The sequence below is a fragment of the Streptomyces axinellae genome, assembly GCF_039532135.1.
Taxonomy (GTDB): domain Bacteria; phylum Actinomycetota; class Actinomycetes; order Streptomycetales; family Streptomycetaceae; genus Streptomyces; species Streptomyces axinellae.
In genome coordinates, this window is sequence record NZ_BAAARJ010000009.1 from 279,519 (window position 1) to 298,001 (window position 18,483).

18 protein-coding genes and 2 pseudogenes are annotated in these 18,483 nt (G+C 70.3%); 5 read left to right on the forward strand and 15 right to left on the reverse strand.

Translation table 11 applies throughout. The annotated features are described in order from the left end of the window. Positions 1-18: 18 nt before the first annotated feature. The 8 genes from ABD339_RS16150 to ABD339_RS16185 all read right to left on the reverse strand — a co-directional run bounded on the left by ABD339_RS16150 (position 19) and on the right by ABD339_RS16185 (position 7,943). Positions 19-369, reverse strand: coding sequence for a hypothetical protein (locus ABD339_RS16150; protein WP_344566564.1), 351 nt, complete (start codon positions 367-369; stop codon positions 19-21). Positions 370-402: 33 nt separating this feature from the next. Further along, positions 403-1,401, reverse strand: a complete 999-nt coding sequence (locus tag ABD339_RS16155; RefSeq protein WP_344566566.1) for a hypothetical protein — start codon at positions 1,399-1,401, stop codon at positions 403-405. A 29-nt stretch (positions 1,402-1,430) separates the two neighbouring features. Next, the gene (locus tag ABD339_RS16160) at positions 1,431-2,150 is read right to left on the reverse strand and encodes a hypothetical protein (protein ID WP_344566568.1); all 720 of its coding nucleotides are present in this window, start codon (positions 2,148-2,150) and stop codon (positions 1,431-1,433) included. Between the two features lie 100 nt (positions 2,151-2,250). After that, complete coding sequence (locus ABD339_RS16165; RefSeq protein ID WP_344566571.1) at positions 2,251-3,540, reverse strand: DUF1266 domain-containing protein; 1,290 nt, start codon at positions 3,538-3,540, stop codon at positions 2,251-2,253. A gap of 60 nt (positions 3,541-3,600) precedes the next feature. Further along, positions 3,601-3,816: a hypothetical protein gene (locus tag ABD339_RS16170; protein ID WP_344566572.1), complete on the reverse strand. Its 216-nt coding sequence runs from the start codon at positions 3,814-3,816 to the stop codon at positions 3,601-3,603. 863 nt (positions 3,817-4,679) lie between these two features. Continuing rightward, positions 4,680-5,708: a hypothetical protein gene (locus tag ABD339_RS16175; protein WP_344566573.1), complete on the reverse strand. Its 1,029-nt coding sequence runs from the start codon at positions 5,706-5,708 to the stop codon at positions 4,680-4,682. Between the two features lie 132 nt (positions 5,709-5,840). Continuing rightward, on the reverse strand, positions 5,841-7,010 hold the full coding sequence (locus tag ABD339_RS16180; protein ID WP_344566574.1) for a hypothetical protein: 1,170 nt from the start codon (positions 7,008-7,010) through the stop codon (positions 5,841-5,843). 249 nt (positions 7,011-7,259) lie between these two features. After that, the gene (locus ABD339_RS16185; protein WP_344566576.1) at positions 7,260-7,943 is read right to left on the reverse strand and encodes a hypothetical protein; all 684 of its coding nucleotides are present in this window, start codon (positions 7,941-7,943) and stop codon (positions 7,260-7,262) included. A 318-nt stretch (positions 7,944-8,261) separates the two neighbouring features. Here ABD339_RS16185 and ABD339_RS16190 point away from each other — a divergent pair, with 318 nt between their 5' ends. Together ABD339_RS16190 and ABD339_RS16195 are read left to right on the forward strand one after the other, a co-directional pair. After that, positions 8,262-8,756: a hypothetical protein gene (locus tag ABD339_RS16190; RefSeq protein WP_344566578.1), complete on the forward strand. Its 495-nt coding sequence runs from the start codon at positions 8,262-8,264 to the stop codon at positions 8,754-8,756. Positions 8,757-8,906: 150 nt separating this feature from the next. Then, on the forward strand, positions 8,907-9,290 hold the full coding sequence (locus ABD339_RS16195; protein WP_344566580.1) for a DUF3592 domain-containing protein: 384 nt from the start codon (positions 8,907-8,909) through the stop codon (positions 9,288-9,290). Positions 9,291-9,453: 163 nt separating this feature from the next. Here ABD339_RS16195 and ABD339_RS16200 read toward each other — a convergent pair whose 3' ends face one another. The 3 genes and pseudogenes from ABD339_RS16200 to ABD339_RS16210 all read right to left on the reverse strand — a co-directional run. Further along, on the reverse strand, positions 9,454-9,765 hold the full coding sequence (locus ABD339_RS16200; RefSeq protein ID WP_344566582.1) for a DUF3039 domain-containing protein: 312 nt from the start codon (positions 9,763-9,765) through the stop codon (positions 9,454-9,456). Between the two features lie 205 nt (positions 9,766-9,970). After that, positions 9,971-10,372: pseudogene (locus ABD339_RS16205) on the reverse strand (YqgE/AlgH family protein); the annotation flags it as partial. A gap of 243 nt (positions 10,373-10,615) precedes the next feature. Beyond that, positions 10,616-10,930 (reverse strand): annotated as a pseudogene (locus ABD339_RS16210) (YqgE/AlgH family protein); the annotation flags it as partial. A gap of 399 nt (positions 10,931-11,329) precedes the next feature. Between ABD339_RS16210 and murA the strand changes: the two are divergent. Further along, positions 11,330-12,655 carry a UDP-N-acetylglucosamine 1-carboxyvinyltransferase gene (gene murA, locus ABD339_RS16215; RefSeq protein ID WP_344566583.1) on the forward strand — a complete coding sequence of 442 codons (1,326 nt, stop codon included), beginning with the start codon at positions 11,330-11,332 and terminating at the stop codon, positions 12,653-12,655. Positions 12,656-12,773: 118 nt separating this feature from the next. On the opposite strand, the gene ABD339_RS16220 is transcribed toward murA, so the two are convergent. Further along, positions 12,774-13,469: a hypothetical protein gene (locus ABD339_RS16220; RefSeq protein WP_344566584.1), complete on the reverse strand. Its 696-nt coding sequence runs from the start codon at positions 13,467-13,469 to the stop codon at positions 12,774-12,776. 161 nt (positions 13,470-13,630) lie between these two features. Continuing rightward, positions 13,631-14,146, reverse strand: coding sequence for a methylated-DNA--[protein]-cysteine S-methyltransferase (locus ABD339_RS16225; RefSeq protein WP_344566586.1), 516 nt, complete (start codon positions 14,144-14,146; stop codon positions 13,631-13,633). 452 nt (positions 14,147-14,598) lie between these two features. On the opposite strand from ABD339_RS16225, the gene ABD339_RS16230 reads away from it, so the two are divergent. Together ABD339_RS16230 and ABD339_RS16235 are read left to right on the forward strand one after the other, a co-directional pair. Beyond that, positions 14,599-15,432 (forward strand): GntR family transcriptional regulator, encoded by an 834-nt coding sequence (locus ABD339_RS16230; protein ID WP_344566588.1) that lies wholly within the window; start codon positions 14,599-14,601, stop codon positions 15,430-15,432. A gap of 53 nt (positions 15,433-15,485) precedes the next feature. Continuing rightward, positions 15,486-16,235: an HAD family hydrolase gene (locus ABD339_RS16235; RefSeq protein WP_344566590.1), complete on the forward strand. Its 750-nt coding sequence runs from the start codon at positions 15,486-15,488 to the stop codon at positions 16,233-16,235. Positions 16,236-16,255: 20 nt separating this feature from the next. Here the strand turns inward: ABD339_RS16235 and ABD339_RS16240 are convergent, their stop codons facing one another. Beyond that, a complete protein-coding gene (locus tag ABD339_RS16240; protein ID WP_326690048.1) occupies positions 16,256-16,537 on the reverse strand; it encodes an HU family DNA-binding protein in 282 nt (93 codons plus the stop codon). A 447-nt stretch (positions 16,538-16,984) separates the two neighbouring features. Further along, complete coding sequence (locus ABD339_RS16245; protein ID WP_344566592.1) at positions 16,985-18,427, reverse strand: NAD-dependent malic enzyme; 1,443 nt, start codon at positions 18,425-18,427, stop codon at positions 16,985-16,987. Between the last annotated feature and the right edge of the window lie 56 nt (positions 18,428-18,483).

Below are 18,483 nucleotides of genomic sequence, written 5' to 3' on the forward strand. Positions count from 1 at the left end.
GGCGCGGGCGCGGACCCTCTACCCCACCGGCACGGGGTAGGTGTGCGCGATGTACGCCCAGCGCCCGGCACACGCCGCCAAGAAGCAGACGGGAAAGACGAACCACCACCGGCCCAGGATCCGCTTCTCGACGGCGATACCGGTCAGGATCGAGGAGGGAACGGCGATGAGGAGCGCGAGGAAGCAGGCCAGACCCACGCCGCTCAGCGTGTTCTCGTCACCCTCCCCGTGCGGATGGAGGGTGAGCGCGTAGTAGGCGAACGTGCCGGCCAGAACGTGCAACGCGACGAGCGGCGCGGCCCACAGTCCTCTCACCCAGGCGACCGGCCGTGGACGCAGTCGGGCCAGGGCCGGGCTGTAGGACATCATGCCGCTGCTCCATCCTCGATCGACGGCCCGTCCTCAGTTGACGGACTGGACCTCCTGGACGGTGAGGTCCTGTTCGCCACCGTACTCGCCACTGGGCAGATCGCTACCGGCGTTACCGGTCCCGTGCCAGGAGGCTTTCCAGGTGAGGGACGCTTTGAGGGGGTAGGTCGCATTCCCCCCGGTAGCGCGCTGGTAGGTGACACCGCAGGGCGGAGTGTCCTTCGCCCTACCCTTGGAGTACGGCGTACCGATGCCGCCCTCACCGTTGACGACGCATTCACCCGAGGCCGGGTGGAGCGCGGCGTTCCCGGTACCCGGCTGGAGGCGGAGCCGGTCGGGTTTCACGGTGGTCGTCGCCGAGATGCTGTGTCCGGCGCCGAGATCGGCGGTGGCCGTCACATGGAGCGGGTGATAGGTGCCCTTGTCGAGCCAGACCCAGGTGGGCAGGTTCACGGTCTGCCGCTGCGACGGATTCAGCTCCACCTTTGTGTCCGGTACGCGGATGCTTTCGTACGCGAGCGCGGCGAGGATTCTAGGGCTGAGCGCGTCGGGTCTGTCCGGCTGCTCGCCGTTGGGGACCCAGAAGGGCAGATCGGTGCAGGACTCGCGCTTGGCGGCGTCCTTCTCGTTGGGGTTGGGCACGGCCGCCCAGAAGCTGCCGTCGCCCTGTTTCTTGAGGTTGAAGTCCTTGTACTCCCCGGAGCTGTAGTAGTGCCTGATCGACTCGTCCACCTCCTGCTTTTTGCGGCCGTTGTCCGGGGCACGGCCGGTGAGGGAGTACGGGGAGTCGCCGACCTTCTTCTTGAGCGCTTTGGGGGTGTACGTGGGCGCATACCAACACGGCGGCGGCGCCCAGTTCCCGCCGGTGGCCTTGAGATTTCCGCCACCGGTGCCGGTGGATTTTGTGTGGCCGGAGAAATGGATCTTCTGCGATGCCTTTGCCTCTACTTGCTTACTTTTCAGAGCTCCGCTGACATCTCCGTTCGGCTCCCAGGCATATGCGTGCGTCGCTGTCGCTACAAGCCCCAGCACACACACTCCGGCGGCCAGGCCCCGTGCTGCTACTCCTTGCACTTCTTCACCGCCTTCCCCTCCCGCTCCAAAGTCCGGGCCTTCCACGGGTCTGTGGCCTTGGTCGGCTTCTGCATCACAAGGCTCAGGTGCGTGTAGTTCAGCGGACTCTTACCCGTGCGAAGCACCTTCCCGCCCTTGACCTCCTTACCGAAGAAGTCGGTTTGGTCCGAACAGAATGAGACTTCGACCAACCTGCCATCGGCCACGTCTCCGACATTCTCCCGGTAAAACCGTTCCTTGCCGGTAAGCGTGTACCCGTCGTCAACGTCCATCTTGATTTTGGTGGTCGCGTACGTTTCAGCGCTCTGCAACGGAACCGTATGCCGGGCCAGTACGGGATCCTTCGGGTCCTGCTTCACCGTCCCATGCCGCAGGGCACGCATGTAGTCCGCGGCGCCGGAGAGGGCGGCGGCTTTGTCGGGGTCGGAGGGCTGTTGCCAGTCGAAGACGAGGTCGATGTCGGCGGGGAGCTTGATGTCGGAGGTCCGGAAGTCACCCCGCTCCCCCTTCTCCCCCTCCCCCTTTCCGTCACCGGTTTGACCGGTGACGCTTTCCTTCGGGGTCCCCTTCGAGGACTGCGCGCCCTCGATCTTGCCGTCCTTGTCGCCGTCGTCGCCTCCGCCGCACCCGGTGAGCACCAGCGACGAGACGGCCGCGAGGGCGGCCAGCGAGAGGGCGTGGCGGGGGAATTGCACAGCGTGCTCCATGGGAGTCAGGCGACGGTCGTGCACATGACCGTAACAGCGTGACCGGCCAATCGCCCTGTGTATCCCCGCCGTTCGGGACCTCCCGAGTCCGGCCGCGAACTCACGCGTGGCGAAACGGAATGGTGCGCCAGGGACTCGACGTGTCTGTCGTCAGGATGCGGTGCGCTTCAAGCGCGTCCTGGTACCAGGAGCCGAACTCCTCGTCGTCGAAGTGGAGGCAGCGGCCGAGGATGTGGGCGGCGGAGAACTCCTCCCACGTCTTGTATTCGACCGCGCTCACTCTCCCCGCGCGGACAACGGCGGTCTCGGCCTCCTCCAGGGAGCACAGGCGCGCGCCGAGTGCCATGCGGGCGACGTTCGGGGCGCGGCCGTAGTCCCAGGCCGCGATCGAGGTGACGCAGCCGCCCTCGGCGAGCAGTCCGTCGGCGCGGAAGCGCGCCTCGTAGCGGGTCACGCGGCCGATCAGCCGTTTGACGCCCGCGACCTGGTGTTCCAGTTCGGCGTCGCCCGTCCCCTCGGAACGGGTGACTCCGTCGGGAGAGAGCGTGATGGTCGTGGCGGCCTGGCGCCGCAGCACGCGTTCGGCGGCCTCCCGCCAGTGCTCGGCGGGCACCGGTCCGCCGAAGTCGTGGTGCAGGCTGCGGCGCACGCGGAAGGCGAAGTCCCATACGCTGCTGGACATTTCGTTGCGGAGCAGTTCTTCCTGGGTCTCGCGCCACTGCTCGTGGGTGGTGATGCTCCACCACCGCTCCAGGGAGTGCTTCGCGTCCCGGTAGCCCAGGTTGTGGCAGGCCATGGCGTTCCAGTACATACCGTTCCGTACGCGCAACAGCGCGCCGCAGGCCAGTCCGTGCGCGACGGTGCCGGTGCGCGGGCCGCCGCGCCACAGCGTGCGCAGCGTCAGGTCGGCGTTGACGGCGGGCGCGCGGTCCGCGTGCTGCCGCCACAGGTCGCAGTACGCGCGCCCCGCCGGGAAGTACGCCTCGCACGGCGAGCCCGGGTTGACGGCCAGCCACGGCGGGTCGGACGGCTGCCACTGGCGGGCGTACCAGGCCAGGTCCTCGGAGAAGAACACCGGGTCCTCGACCGGCGCCGGAAGCATGGCCGTCGTGTAGACGGCCGCGCACAGGGCCTGTATCTCGGGGCGCCAGACCGCTGTGAGCCGGGCCTTGCCGGGGTTCGCCTCCAGCCAGGGGCGCGAGGCGGCGTGGTAGAGGTACTCGCCGGCCAGCACGTCCAGGTACGCGCCCCAGTCCATGCGCGATTTGGCCTCGTAGAGCCGCTGTTCGACCTCGCTGGGCGCCTGCCACGCCTCGCCCCCGCCCGCCGCCGAACCCGTCGGGTCTGCCGCCGGGCCCGCCCCGGTGGCCTCCCCCGTTCCCTGCCCCATCCTGTGACCTCGTGCCTTTCGTGCCTCGTGGTGGTGACGTGATCCGCGCTGACGAATGCCTTACAGCAGCCAGCGGAGAAGCGGCGCCACAACGAACACATAGGCCGCGAAACCGCCCACGAGGGTGCCGAAGACCCGCCCCGTCGTCACCCCTTTGCGGCGCGGCACCGTTCCCGGCAACGGCGCCGGCGGTGCCCACCCCGCGCCGGGATGCGCGCCGTAGGGGTTCGCGGGCGGAACGGGCAGCCTGCGAGTACGGCGCAGCAGTTTGGACATCGGTCGGCGGTCTCCAAGGAGGGGGAGGGCAGGGAGCGGGGCACATGCCCGAACGCGCAGATCAGCGCACGAGGCATGCTAGCGCCATGCCCCTGTTCGGAGTTCATGCGCCGGTACAGCAGGTGCGGGCCCGTGGACCGGGCCTTGGCTGTGCTCTCGCAGAGAGGAAGCCTCGCTCATCCCGCGGGCCAGGGGATGAGCAGGCTCATCTCTACCTCCTCCGCTGTTTCTTCGCCGGATTATTTCTCTCGATCGTGGATTCGTACGTCTGAGTCCGAGGCTGAGGCTGACGCGGTGGACGCCTGCCCTCGTTGACTGTCGCCGTTTGTTGAGAAAAACCAGGTGGCAGCAAGCGAGTGGTATCGATGGGATTCCCTGCGGGCCCTGGCGAATCCCTGCTCGGCGCCGGAGTATTGCCGTCGGGAGGCGTAGGGGACTGCACTCGTACGGCCGGAGGATTCAGGTCAGGGTTCTGGCGATAGAATTCCTCGCGATTGTGATGATAGTTGTACGCCTGCATATACAGGGGGTACAACTCCTCCATCTCTGCGAGGACAATTCGCGTTTGAGGATCATTTTGAGGAAGGGTCACACTATCCGTGTACAGGTCGCGGTACGTTTCCTGCATGGCATCGAAATTTTCCCTTTGCCTCAGGTCCATGAACTCATTGTGCCAGAGGCGATAGTTACGGGCGCCTTCTTCCTGAGGATCCGACGTGGGGGTGTCGTTTGTCACGGCCGCTCCTTCGATGTGGTCACCTCTACTACGGCCGGGGCCGCCCCGAAGTTCAAGATCAGCCGCACCTGAACCCACCCGCACGCCACTCATCGAGGCGGCGGCTTCACACCACCACACCCCCGAGTCACACCCCGGGGCTCCTCCGGCCCCCACCCTGCCCCCGCCCCTGCCCCGGGCCCTGGCCAGCACTCGGCAGGTACGCCCGACTCCCGTACGGCACTTCGAGGTTGCCGCTCATGCCACTGCTGTGGCTGGCCTGACCAACGCTGCGCGTCGTAGCGGCCGTAGCACCCGTAGCCGTGCGAACGAAACGCGGCGGGACGAAGTGCACGGTGTTGGAGCGGCTGAGCCCGTGCTGGGGAGTAGTAGTGCCCAGGGTCTCGGCTCCGCTGCCCAGATCCATCGCGTGACCCGAGACGATGCGCCCCTCTTCGAGATGCGCGTCCCGCTGGCGATAGAAGAGGTGCATTTCGTCGCGCTCCCTCTTCTGCTTCTCCTGGACCGATTCTCCGGTCGCCATGAGAGCAGCGAAGATCGTGAAATGCGCTGCCGCTTGCGCTATCAGGTTGTCGGTGGCGGCAGCGGTGATGCCCGCCGCGATGTTGACCACCTGCCCCACGGTCTTCCCGAAATCCTTGAGCCGGGCCATCATCGAGAGTTCCTGTTCATGGCTCTCGCGGGCCGACTTTCCGTAATGCCACACATCGGAGCCCGCCGCGGTGGCGTTGAGTACGTTCCCCACGGTTTGCACCATCTTCCCCTGGCCCATGTGCCCCAACGCCTTGGCGAGGGCTCCCGATGCCACCAGTGCGATGGCGAGACTTTTGACGCCACTCGTGATCTGGGAGCGATTCGCCTGAGCCCAGGACCCCGCCCTCGCGAAGTCCACGCTCCAGCCGCCGCGCCCGTCGGGAACGGCTCTGACTTCTTCCCTGGTGCTCTCGTCCCGGAAGGTCACCGTGACGGGAGCGGGGACCTCGGACTCGGACGTGCCGCCGCGGCCAGGCGCAGCCGCAGAGGCGAGCGCAGCCGCAGAGGTGGTCGCCGCCTCGAACGTGGGCGTACCGGGGCGGGAAGTCTCCGCGATGGGCTCCAGTTCGATCCTTTCGTCGCGGAAGGCGACGACGACCTCTGCGTCGGGCTCCGGTGACATGTCCAAGTCCTCTCACAAGGGCGGGAAATCTCCCCACCGAGGAAGAGCAACGGAACCGGAGCCAGGACAGTTCACGGCGGCGGCACGCAACTGTTCCGGCCGGTACGTGAGTTGCCCTGGCCCCAGCGGGCCTCAAGCGCGCGCGGGCGGCGCCTCGTCGGCCGCGTACCGGAGTACCGCGCGCCAGCCCTCCCCCCGGCGGATCCGGCTGACCGGCCCGTCCGGACGGTCAGGTGACGCGGGGTGCGGGCACGGGGGCTCCGAGGGTGCGGACGAGAGGGAAGCGGAGGCAGAGGCGGGCTGCGGCCAGTCGGGGACGGGTGGCAGGTAGCGCAGCAGCCGCTGCCGTACGAAGGCATGCGGACAGCGCACACCCTCCGGCGGCAATCCGTGGACGAGCACCGCGCGCAGGGTTTCTGGCCCCTCGCCGCGCAGCAGGTAGTGCCCCGCGATCTGGGCCAGTTCACGGGCCTGCGGCGAGGAGAGGACGAGCGCCGGGGCGGTACGGCGCAGCCGCATCAGCACGTGCTCGGCGCGCACCGCGTACACCGCCAACGGCCCCGTCAGCGTCCCCGGCCCCCTCATGCCGGAGGGCGCGGACGGTCCGAGAGCGGGGGCGGTCCCCGGATCGAGAGCGGAAGCGGACACCGGATCGAGAGCGGGGGCAGGCACCGAAACGGGGACGGGAACGGGGGCGGGGAGGGGGGTGTGGCGGGTTTCTTCCGTCTGGTCCCCCTCCTGGGGGCGCCGCCGGGTGGGGCGGGCGGCGGCGGACCCGGCCGCCGGTTCGACGCCGAGCGCACCCCCGCGCCCCGACGCACACACACGCGCCCCCGACACCCCCGCGGGCGCCCCCACCCCCGCGGGCGCCCGCCCCGCCCGGGGCGCGAGCCATTCGCGCGAGTTGGGGATCCGCACGCCCAGACGGCGCGAGTCAGCCGTGTCCTTGCCGAGCCGGACCGCTTCCTCGGCCGCCGCCCAGCCCGCCGCGATCTCGTCCGCCGTACGCAGCGGCGTCAGCGAGGCGAGCCGCTGGTCGCGGATCTCGCCGCGTACGTTCTGCCGCTTGCGTGCGTGCCAGTGCCCCTGCTCCCGCAGGATCTTGCGGGCCGCGTTGGTGCGGTCCTTGCCCATGCGCAGGGAGCGGGCCACGGCGTCGCTGTTGCGCGCGTTGCGGGGCGGAAGTTTGGCCAGCGCCTGGAGCAGGCGCAGGGCGGTGGGGGAGATCCCTACGTTGTCGATGAGGGATTCCGGAGTTTGCAGGAAGGGCGCGCGTGCGGGCGCGCTACCATCGGTGCGCATCGAAAGTGGGTCTCTTCCACTGGTCGGTGTAGGCCCTCGATGCGGTGCGCTAACACCGCTCGGGGGCCGTCTCGTCGCCGTATGAGCGACGAGACGGGCCCAACGTAACTGCACACAGCGGCAGAACCGCACGCATGACCGCCAACGTCCGGAACTGACCGGAAAGTTGCGCGGCCTGCGCCTGCCTGACGCGCGTCCCCGCCCGCCCCCCGTCCCACCCCTTCGCCGCCCCGCCCTCTCTGAAGCCGTCTACCTCGACCGGCGCGGCGAGGCCGAACGCCCGGCTGGGGAAGCCGGGTTACTCGGCGAGTGCTGCCCTGACGCGGCGGACACACTGCTCCATGACCTGGAGGAGGCGTTGCTCGGCGACGGGCTGGACCAAGGGCTCGGCGGGGCGGGCCGCCGACCACGAGGCTCCGCGTGCGGGTTGGACGGTACCGGAATGGGCACGCCGCTCCGCATGGGCCGACCGGGACCGTGGGTCGGCGGGGGCGGGACAAGGCCCGGTATCGGTGTGGGGATGAGCCCTTGCAGCGCCCGCACATCCGCCTCCGCCTGCGCCCGGTCGAACGGCTGCGCCGCTTCCTGCTGCTGCGCCGCTTCCTGCTGCTGCCCCACCCTGGTCCTGGCATCGAACCGGGCCTCGTGCAAATGCATCTGCTCTTCCAGTACCGCGTCCACGGTGGGCACCCCGCCCGAGACCGCACACCGTTCGGCCACCCGCGCTTCCGCCAGCCTCTCGATCTCCTCCGTGTCCCCCTTCAGATCGTTCCGCCCGTTGGCCGCGTCCTCCCGCCAGCACTGCTTCAGCTCCTCTATCTGCTGACGCTGCGTCTCCCGCACTCCGTTCAATTCGCGCTGATCGCGCTGCTGCCGCAACAACTGCGAGATCATTCCCACTGGCTTCGCGTGACCGTCCGCCGGATCCGGCATGGCTGGCGCTCCCCATCTGTGCTCTTGGAGTGCGGACGCGTGCCACGCCCGCACTCCGCGTACAACGGAACCCCACCCTCCGGCGGTTCAACTCCGCCCCTCTCCCCGTGATTCGGCAAGGTCCGGCCCCACCGGCCGCACCGTCTGCCCCGTGTTTTGAACCGTGCGAGGCCCCCGCCCGTTGCCCTCCACCGGAAGGGTTCCGTAGCGGGCCGGTCACCTGCCGTGCGGGCGGACAGCTCGGCACACGGACGGGATCCGCCCGACTACGAACTCCTCCATGCCGACGCCCGTCAGTCAGAAAGGGGCAACAGCCTCATGCCAGACGACTTCCTAACGGACGCACAACTCAACCTGCAAGCGGCAGCCCACGAGGCAGATGAAGCAACGGCGGCATTTTTGGCGGAGGCCAGAATTCATGTGGGCCCGGACAGCGACGCACATACGCGTCAGTTCGGCGCCGCATCCGACCGCAGCAGTCTTGCCGACGATGTGGTGAAAGGCTGGAGGGAAGCGGTCGAATTGCTTTCGGTAGATCCGAATTCGCCCACCGCAGTCAAGGCATATGAAACGGCCGGCTACATCCAACACGCGTACGACCAGAAATACAGGACTCAGCCTCAGCAGCAGCCTCCAGAGACCGGTATGGGACAGCCCGGCACGCTGAGCCCCGCGGAAGCTCTCAAACACAGCTCGCGGAATGGATGGAAGCCCACCAAGTCCTCACCCCTCTCCAACGTTCAAAACGCCTCGGACGTGCCGGCCGTGCAGGTCTCCGAGTCCCGGGGCCGCAGCAGCCGCCGAGGGAGGTAGAGCCGAAGGCGGCCAAGGACGAGCCCTCCCTCCAGGAACCGCATCGACCCGCCGCACCGTCTCTTCCCACGACGGGGGATACACAGAGCGAGCCGAGCGCAGAGAAGACGCAGAGGAAGCGCAGGAAAGGGTGCGACCGTGTGGCTGTCGGTGCTGTTTCTCCTGATAGGACCCGTCATCATCGGATTCGGCGTTCGCGAGGCCGCGCACCAGCGCCGCCTTCGAAGCCAAGGGATCCGCACCGAGGGCCGGGTGGTCCGCCACCGCAGGAAGTCGGGGAACGAGGGGCCCGTCTCTTTCGCGGTGGTCAACTTCGTTGACACGCAAGGAAGTCCGCGCGAATTCCAGCACAGGGCATCCGGGGTGAAGGGACTGCCCGTCGGCGGACACGTTCCCGTTCTCTATCTCCCCGGCGCCCCGGAGAGCGCACGGCTCGACCTGTCCGCGAAAAGGTTTCAGACCGTTGGTATGCCCTTCGCGGGCGGCCTCGGATTCATGGCCATCGCGGTCTGGATGCTCTCCACCGCCCATTGAGCCCGCCCTCCCGACCGCACGCCCGCTGCCCGAGGCGGCGGGCCCGACCACGCACGCCGCGCCCCGGCCCGCCCTCTCAGGGGCGGGCGCGGGGCGCGGTGTATGAGCGCGCGGGGCCGACGAGCGGCGAGCGGCCCGGTGGGGCAGTGGGCGGGCCCGGGGGCTACTTCTTGCCGCCGCCGTTGCCGCCCTTGCCGCCGTCCTTGCCGTTGTTCTTGCCGCCGTCGGCGCCCATGGTCTCGTAGATCTCCTTGCACATGGGGCAGACGGGGTACTTCTTCGGGTCGCGGCCCGGGATCCAGACCTTTCCGCAGAGCGCGACGACGGGCGTACCGTCCATGGCGCTCGCCATGATCTTGTCCTTCTGGACGTAGTGGGCGAACCGCTCGTGGTCGCCGTCACCGTGCGATGTCTGCGGGGTCGGCTCGACGAGTGTGCCGGTGCCCGCCCCGCGCTCGGGCTCAAGAGTGCTCATGCAGTCCAAGGGTACTCATGCGCCCCGGACACGTCAGGCACAGGCGGTGGCCCATGTCACCCCTTCGGGAGGGCGCCGTCCCTCACCCGGGAGGGCGCCGTCCCTCACCCGGGAGGGCGCCGTCCCTCACCCGGGAGGGCGCCCGGAAAGCTGTACGGAGGCCGGTCCGCAGGCCGCCCCGGGGACAGCGCCGCCGTCGTACGGATCAGTTCAGCGACGGGTCGTCCGGATACGTCGCGACCAGCGCCAACTCGCTGCGCTGTCGCCGCAGTACGGACCGCCACAGGCCCTCGGGCGCGGGCGAGGACACATCGCCCGGCTCGGACTCGACGACGTACCAGGCGCCCTCGGACAGCTCGTCCTCCAGCTGGCCCGGGCCCCAGCCCGCGTAACCGGCGAAGATCCGCAGCGAGCCCAGCTCGGCGGCGAGCAGTTCGGGAGGTGCCTCCAGATCGACGAGTCCGATGGCGCCGTGCACGCGGCGCCAGCCGAGCGGGCCGTCCGAGCCCAGCACGGTCTCGCCGTCCAGCGCGGCATCGTCGCCCGGACCGTCGTCCCCGCTCTCCTCGCCCCGGCCCTCCTCGCCACGGCCACCGCCATAGGGGCTGTACTCACCACGGCCGCCCTCGCCACGGCCGCTGTCGGCATGGCTGCCGCCGCCGTCGCCACCCGGGGGCCTGCCCGCGGTCGGGCCCGCGCCCCGAGCCGTACCCGACTCGGCCCGCCCGCCCCGTTCCGCCGGCGCGGAGCCGGAGCCGCCCGCCGGAGCGCCGGCGTCCTTCCCCGTACCGTCCCCGCCGTCCCGGCGATCCCGTCCGTCCCGGCCACCCCTGCCGTCCCGGCCGCCCCGCCCACCGGCCCCCTCGCGTCCGGGAGCCGCCGCTCTGGCGCGGCCCTCGCCGCCCGAGGGGACGACAGCGACGCCGAGCGCCGCGTCGAGGGAGACGGGTCCGCCCTGGAAGACGACGCCGGGCTCGCCGGTGAGCGCCGCCCACGGCTCCAGGATGTCGCTGACGTCCACCGGGGTGGGGCGGTTGAGGACCACGCCGAGTGAGCCCTCCTCGTCGTGGTCGAGAAGGAGCACCACCGCACGGTCGAAATTCGGGTCGGCCAGCACCGGTGTGGCGACGAGCAGCCGCCCGGTGAGCGAGGACACCTCGGTCATGCGGCAATGATCCCGCACCCAGGCCGTTCGCGGGACCCAACGGCCGGATCCGCCCCCTGCCCACGCCCTCCGCGCCGCCACTTCCGGACAGGCGGCGGAGGCGTGCCCGGGACGGCGCGGGACGGGGCACGGCCACCGGAGGCTGCCGCGTACGGCCCCACGTACGGACCCGCGTACGGGCCCACGTACGGCCCCACGTACGGGCCGTATACGGGAAGCGGCCCCCGGCCGTATACGGGAAGCGGCACCCGGGTCAGCGCTCGGTAACTCGCCGCGCACACACCGTGTTATTGCTCACCTGTGACAGTCCGGGACCCCCCTCACCCCTACGTCGGCCGTGGCGGCGGCTATTACCCTTACCTTTTGTCCCTCACCCTTCATCCAGGAATCGCGGAGTCCATGACCGACAGCCCTGACGTACTCCTCGTCCACGGCGGCGCCCCGCTGGAGGGTGAGATCCGTGTCCGTGGCGCGAAGAACCTCGTACCCAAGGCCATGGTCGCCGCCCTGCTGGGCAGCGCGCCGAGCCGCCTGCGCAACGTGCCCGACATCCGGGACGTACGCGTCGTACGCGGCCTGCTCCAGCTGCACGGCGTCACGGTCCTCTCGGGGGACGAGTCCGGCGAGCTGGTACTCGACCCCTCGCACGTGGAGAGCGCCAACGTCGCGGACATCGACGCGCACGCCGGGTCCTCCCGCATCCCGATCCTCTTCTGCGGCCCGCTGCTGCACCGGCTCGGCCACGCCTTCATCCCGGGCCTCGGCGGCTGCGACATCGGCGGACGGCCCGTGGACTTCCACTTCGACGTGCTGCGGCAGTTCGGCGCGACGATCGAGAAGCGGGCCGACGGCCAGTACCTGGAGGCCCCGCAGCGGCTGCGCGGCACGAAGATCCGGCTGCCCTACCCCTCGGTCGGCTCCACCGAGCAGGTGCTGCTGACGGCCGTCCTCGCGGAGGGCGTGACCGAGCTTTCCAACGCGGCGGTCGAGCCGGAGATCGAGGACCTGATCTGCGTCCTGCAGAAAATGGGCGCGATCATTTCCATGGACACCGACCGGACGATCCGGATCACCGGCGTCGATTCGCTGGGCGGCTACAACCACAGCGCGCTCCCCGACCGGCTGGAGGCCGCCTCCTGGGCGAGCGCGGCGCTCGCCACCGAGGGCAGCGTGTATGTGCGCGGCGCGCAGCAGAAGTCGATGATGACTTTCCTCAACACCTTCCGGAAGGTGGGCGGCGCCTTCGAGATCGGCGACGAGGGCATCCGCTTCTGGCACCCCGGCGGCCCGCTCAACGCGATCGCGCTGGAGACGGACGTGCACCCCGGCTTCCAGACCGACTGGCAACAGCCCCTCGTCGTCGCCCTGACGCAGGCGTCCGGCCTCTCGATCGTCCACGAAACGGTCTACGAGTCACGCCTCGGCTTCACCTCGGCGCTCAACCAGATGGGCGCGCACATCCAGATCTACCGCGAGTGCCTCGGCGGCATGCCGTGCCGCTTCGGACAGCGCAACTTCCTCCACTCGGCGGTGGTTTCCGGCCCGACGAAGCTCCAGGGCGCGGACCTGGTCATCCCCGACCTGCGGGGCGGATTCTCGTACCTCATCGCGGCGCTGGCCGCGCAGGGAACGTCCCGGGTGCACGGGATCGACCTCATCAACCGGGGCTACGAGAACTTCCAGCAGAAGCTCGTGGAACTGGGCGCGAAGGTCGAACGGCCGTAAGGCCGGACAGCGGCGGCAGGGTGGCGGGCGGGCCGGTCACACCGGGCGCACCGGAGCGGCGGTACCAGGCGCGGCAGTTGGCCGAGTGCCGAAGCTCGCCACGGCCCGCCCGCTCCGCTCAGCGACTACTCCGCCGACGCCCCGAACGCTGCCCCGGGCTATGCCCCTGCCCCGAGCCCTGTCCCGGCCCCTGAAACGCGGGAATCGTCGGAGGCATCGACGAGCCCACGGAAGGTGTATAGGCGGGCGGCGCCACGGGAGGCGGCGAGTCGGGGGCCTGGGCGCCGGACGGAAGAGTTTCCAGGGCGGCCATGCCGAGACCACTCTGTGCGACGGAATGCGACTGCGACCGGTCCTGTGCGCTGTACTGCGGCAGGACGACCGGCGGATCCTCATCGGCAAGCGGCCCTACCGCGCGCCACACGTTGTTCCGATCCTCCCCGTACTGCCTTATCCGGTCTTCCATCACCTGCTTGAACTCATTCATCGCCGTCCTGTTGGAGAACAACTTCAACGACGTGAGCCGGTCCAGCACGTCATTCTCCGCTGTACCAAGACGCAGTGACGCCAGTTGCTCATCCTGAAACGTCTGTTTGATCTCCTTACGCTGCTCCTGCCATCTCCTCAACTCAGCATCTGTGCCCGCGTAGTTCTCCCGCAGCCGCGTTCTTTCCTCACCCAACTCCTCCAGGCGCTTCCACTTGTCGCGAACCGCTCTCTCCGCTTCCCCTATGTCCTTCTCCAGCCAGTCGGCGGCGGATTGCCGGCGGCCCGCCGCCAGTTTTTCGGTGAGACGCTCAAATGGTGAGGGCATGGACTCTCCTGCCGAACGCGCGGAACGGGATCTCCTGACAAGGGGCCCTGCCCCCAGGCGTGCCCGCTCCCCCGGGAACTCCTGCGCGTCTCAACGGAACCAGAACCGAGGGGGTTCACCGCACGGCCGTCGGCATCGGCCGGTTCCGCATGCGGCGGCCCTCAAATGAGCGTGGGCTGGAGCGCGCCCTCGCGGGTGAGGAGTTCGATCTTGCGCTCGATGCCCGCCGCGAAACCCCGCATGCTGCCGTCCGCGCCGATCACGCGGTGACAGGGGCGGACGATCAGCAGCGGGTTGGCGCCGATCGCGGCGCCCACCGCGCGGGTCTCCTGCCGGGAGACCTCCAGCCTGCGGGCGATCTCCCCGTACGTGGTGGTCGTGCCGTACGGGACCTCCTCCAGCGCCTGCCACACGCGGCGCTGGAACGCGGTACCGCTCGCCCCGGTGAACTCCAGCGCGAACTCGGTCAGCTCCCCGGCGAAGTACGCGCCGAGCTGACGGCGCACCTCCGCGAACGCCTCGTCGTCGCGCCGCCACGCCGCGTCCACGGCCGGGGCGGTCTTCTGGTCCGGCGCGGAGACCGAGGTCAGCGCCGTACCGCCGGGCGCGGTGGGGGACTCCTCGCCCACCAGCAGCAGTTCACCGAGCGGGCTGTCGAAAGTCGCGTAGACCGTCATCGTCCTGCTCCCTTCCCTGTGTCGTGTCCGTTTCCGGTTCCAGTTCCGTCTCCGGGCCCGTTCCCGGTGCCGGTCCCGTTTCCGGTCCCGTCCCGGTCCTGGTTCGGTCCGGGTTCGTTGTTCTCCGCTGTCGAGTGTGCGGTTTTCGGACGCCGGAGGCTGGCGGCATTCGGACATCACGTTTCCGTGCTCACCCCCGGCCGGGCGGCAGCAACCTGTATGGACAAGCTCCATCCCCCCGGGCCACGGCGATCCCACCGCGCCCCAGCCCCTCGCTCCTCCCCCACGCTCCCCCACAGCACTGGGATATCCAGCTCACAGCGCTGCACGCACCACATGTCCGCCCCTTCGAACAGCGCTCGCGCGCCTGTGCCGTACCGCGGAAAGGTGCGGGTCGCTGTACGCAGGTGACATGATCGGGCCGAGCCCGCAGCACACAGAGGAGCCGCCCCATGCCCGGACGCGAGGACCGCGGCGACAACCGCCGCGCGGACCGCCCGGAGGACCCCGCGGAAAGCGGGCCGGACCGTCCGGAAAGCCGTCACGAGCGGATCGCCGACGAGTTGCGCCGCGCCATCGCCGAGGGACGCTACCCGGTGGGCGGCACGCTGCCCTCGGAGGCGGAGCTGGCCGCCGCGCACGGCGCCTCGCGCGGCACCGTGCGCCAGGCCGTGTCCGCGCTGCTCGCCGAGGGCCTGGTCGGCTCCCGCCAGGGTGCGCGGCGCGTGGTGCTGTCCACCACACCCAGCCAGAGCTTCACCGAACTGCGCAGCTTCGCCCAGTGGGCGCGGGCCGGCGGCCGGACGGCGGGCGGCCTCGTCCTCTCCTCGTCCCGGGACTCCGCACACCCGGACGAGTCGAACCTGCTCCAGGTCGCCCGGGGCGCCTCCGTCCTGCGCGTCCTGCGGCTGCGCACGCTCGACGGGGAGCCCGTACTGCTCGAACGCACGGTCTACGCGGGCTGGATCGCGCCCGCCGTCGAAGCGCTGCCCGAGGACTGCGAGTCGGTCACCCAGCGGCTCCACGACGACACCGGCCTGGTCTTCGCCCATGGCGAGCACCACATCGACGCGGTCGCGGCGGGTACGGCCGACGCCGAGCGGCTGCGGGTGCGCCGGGGCAGCCCGCTGCTGCGTGTACGCCGCACCACGACGACCGCCGACGGCAGGCCCGTGGAGACCTCGGACGACCGCTACCGTCCGGGCTCCGTCGTCTTCACCGTCCGCAACTCCACCCGGACCAATCCGCTCACGCGCACGGCGCGGGACGGCACGCCCCGCGCGTGACAGCACCCCGCAGGCCACGACGCGCCCCCGCGCCCGGCGCCCCACCCGGGCCGATGAACAGCGAGCCCACCTTGCCCCCTCCCCCGCCCGCCGCTCCACCCACCGATCCGTCCGCCGGTCTGCCCGCCGCCCTGCTCTGCGACATGGACGGCACCCTCGTGGACACCGAACGCGACTGGCTGGCCACCCTCGCCGGCCTGCTGGCCGCGCACGGAGCCGCCGCCGACGACGCGGCGCTCGCCCCCTTCGCGGGGCTCCCCCTCGACGGCGCGGCGGCGCTGGTGTCCGAGCGCGCGGGACCGGCGGCCGAACGGGTCGCCGAAGCGCTCGGCGCGGCGTTCACCGCCCGGGTGCGGGCCGGGGTGACCGTGCAGCCGGGCGCGACGGCGCTGCTCGACAGCGCCCGCGGGCTGGGGATTCCTGTGGCACTTGTCACGGCGTCGGAGCGGGTCGTCGCCGATCTGGTGCTGCGCACCCTGGGCGCGCACCGGTTCGCCTGCTCGGTCGCCAACGGCGAGACCCCGCGCGGCAAGCCGCACCCGGATCCGTATCTGAGCGCGGCCCGTCTCCTGGGCGTGCCGCCGGAGCGCTGCGTCGCCGTGGAGGACACGCCCCCGGGCGCCGCCTCGGCCCTGGCCGCGGGCTGCCGCGTGCTCGCCGTCCCCACGGTGCCGGGCATCCCCGAGGGCCCCCGCACACTCCTGTACCCGACCCTGGAGCACGTGGACCTCACGGCGCTGCCCCTCCGGGAGCCCGGCCGGGCCCGGACATGGCGAAGGGCGGCCACCCCGTTCCCGGGGTGACCGCCCTGTTCGCTGGGGGCTTACTTGCCCTTGGCGGCTTCCTTCAGCTTGGAGCCCGCCGAAACCTTGACGCTGTACCCGGCGGGGATCTGGATCGGGTCGCCGGTCTGCGGGTTGCGGGCGGTGCGAGCGGCACGGTGGGTGCGCTCGAAGGTGAGGAAGCCGGGGATGGTGACCTTCTCGTCGCCCTTGGCGACGACCTCGCCGACGGTCTCGGCGAAGGCCGCCAGGATCGCGTCGGCGTCCTTACGGGTCACCTCGGCGCGCTCGGACAGAGCGGCCACCAGCTCACTGCGGTTCATAATTCGTACTCCCGTGTATTTCTTGCCGATGAGGCGTGAGATCGAAGCCGATGCTGCCAGGGCCCTCGGACAGTCCCCGGACCCGGGTCCGCCTTCAGGCCCTCGCGCCCCGTGGGGTGTCCCCCTGGACAAGGTCCTTGGGAAAGCATCCTGCCCCTACCTGCGGCGGGAAAGCCAATCCGGTGTCCTCGCTGTGGTGACGTTCCATGGCCGTTGGCTGCCCGCCACACTAAGGGGACCGCCTGGGCGACCCCCCACCCGACGCGCCGGACCCAGGCCCCCCGCATCCGGCACCGGAGGCCCCTCGAAGGGGCCCCGGAGGGGCGCGGGGAACGGCGCGCCCAGCCCCAGCCGTCCACGACCCGCACCCTGCGAAGCACGGACAGGGGCACACCCTGCCCAGCACCAGGCAGGAGCACAACAGAAAGGCCCGCCGGACACACAGACTCAGGCGTGCGCCGCGTCCCGCGCAGAGGTGGGCGCCGTACCGCGCTGCTCCGCCTGGGCCGCGCCGCGCACCGCGTCGGCGACCGCTCCGGAGACCTTCTCGTTGAAGACGCTCGGCACGATGTAGTTCGCGTTCAGCTCGTCCTCGCCGACGACGTCGGCCAGGGCGCGCGCGGCGGCGAGCATCATCGTGTCGTCCACGGTGCGCGACTGCGCGTCGAGCAGGCCGCGGAAGACGCCGGGGAAGACCAGCACGTTGTTGATCTGGTTGGGGAAGTCGGAGCGGCCGGTGGCCACGACGGAGGCCGACTCGCGCGCCGCCGCCGGGTCCACCTCGGGGTCGGGGTTGGCGAGCGCGAACACGATGGCGCCCTCGGCCATCTTCGCCACGTCGCTGCCGTCGAGCACGTTCGGGGCCGAGACGCCGATGAAGACGTCCGCGCCGACGACGGCCTCCTTGAGGGTGCCGGTGTGGCCCTCGGCGTTGGTGTTGTCGGCGACCCAGCGCATCGGGGAGTCCGGTGCCGCGTCCGCGAGGTCCTTGCGGCCCGAGTGGACGACGCCGTGGATGTCGGCGACGACGGCGTGCTTGACACCGGCTTCCAGCAGCAGCTTCAAGATGGCCGTACCGGCGGCGCCGGCCCCGGACATGACGACGCGGATGTCCTCGATCCGCTTGTCCACCACGCGCAGCGCGTTGTAGAGCGCGGAGAGCACCACGATGGCCGTGCCGTGCTGGTCGTCGTGGAAGACGGGGATATCGACGGCCTCGCGCAGCCGGGCCTCGATCTCGAAGCAGCGGGGCGCGGAGATGTCCTCCAGGTTGACCCCCGCGAAGCCTGGGGCGATGGCCTTGACGATCTCGACGATGGCGTCGGTGTCCTGGGTGTCCAGGCAGATCGGCCAGGCGTCGATGCCGGCGAAACGCTTGAAGAGCGCCGCCTTGCCCTCCATGACGGGCAGCGCCGCCTGCGGGCCGATGTTGCCCAGGCCGAGCACGGCGGAGCCGTCGGTGACCACGGCGACGCTGTTGCGCTTGATGGTGAGGCGCCGGGCGTCCTCGGGGTGCTCGGCGATCTGGGTGCAGACGCGGGCCACACCGGGGGTGTAGATCATGGAGAGGTCGTCGCGGTTGCGAATGGGGTGCTTCGACGACATTTCGATCTTGCCGCCGAGGTGCATCAGGAAGGTCCGGTCGGAGACCTTGCCGAGCGCCACACCGTCGATCGAGCGCAGCTCGTCCACGATCTCGTCGGCGTGTGCCGTGGAACTGGCCGCGATCGTCACGTCGATCCGCAGCCGCTCGTGGCCGGAGGCGGTGACGTCGAGGGCAGTGACGGAACCGCCCGACGACTCCACGACCGTGGTGATCTGACTGACCGCCGTCCCGCCTGCGGGGACCTCCAGGCGGACCGTCATCGAGTAGGAGACGCTTGGCGCCATGGGCGACTTCCCTCTGCTTTCCCTTGTCACGTTGTGCGTCGCACCCGCCCGCACGG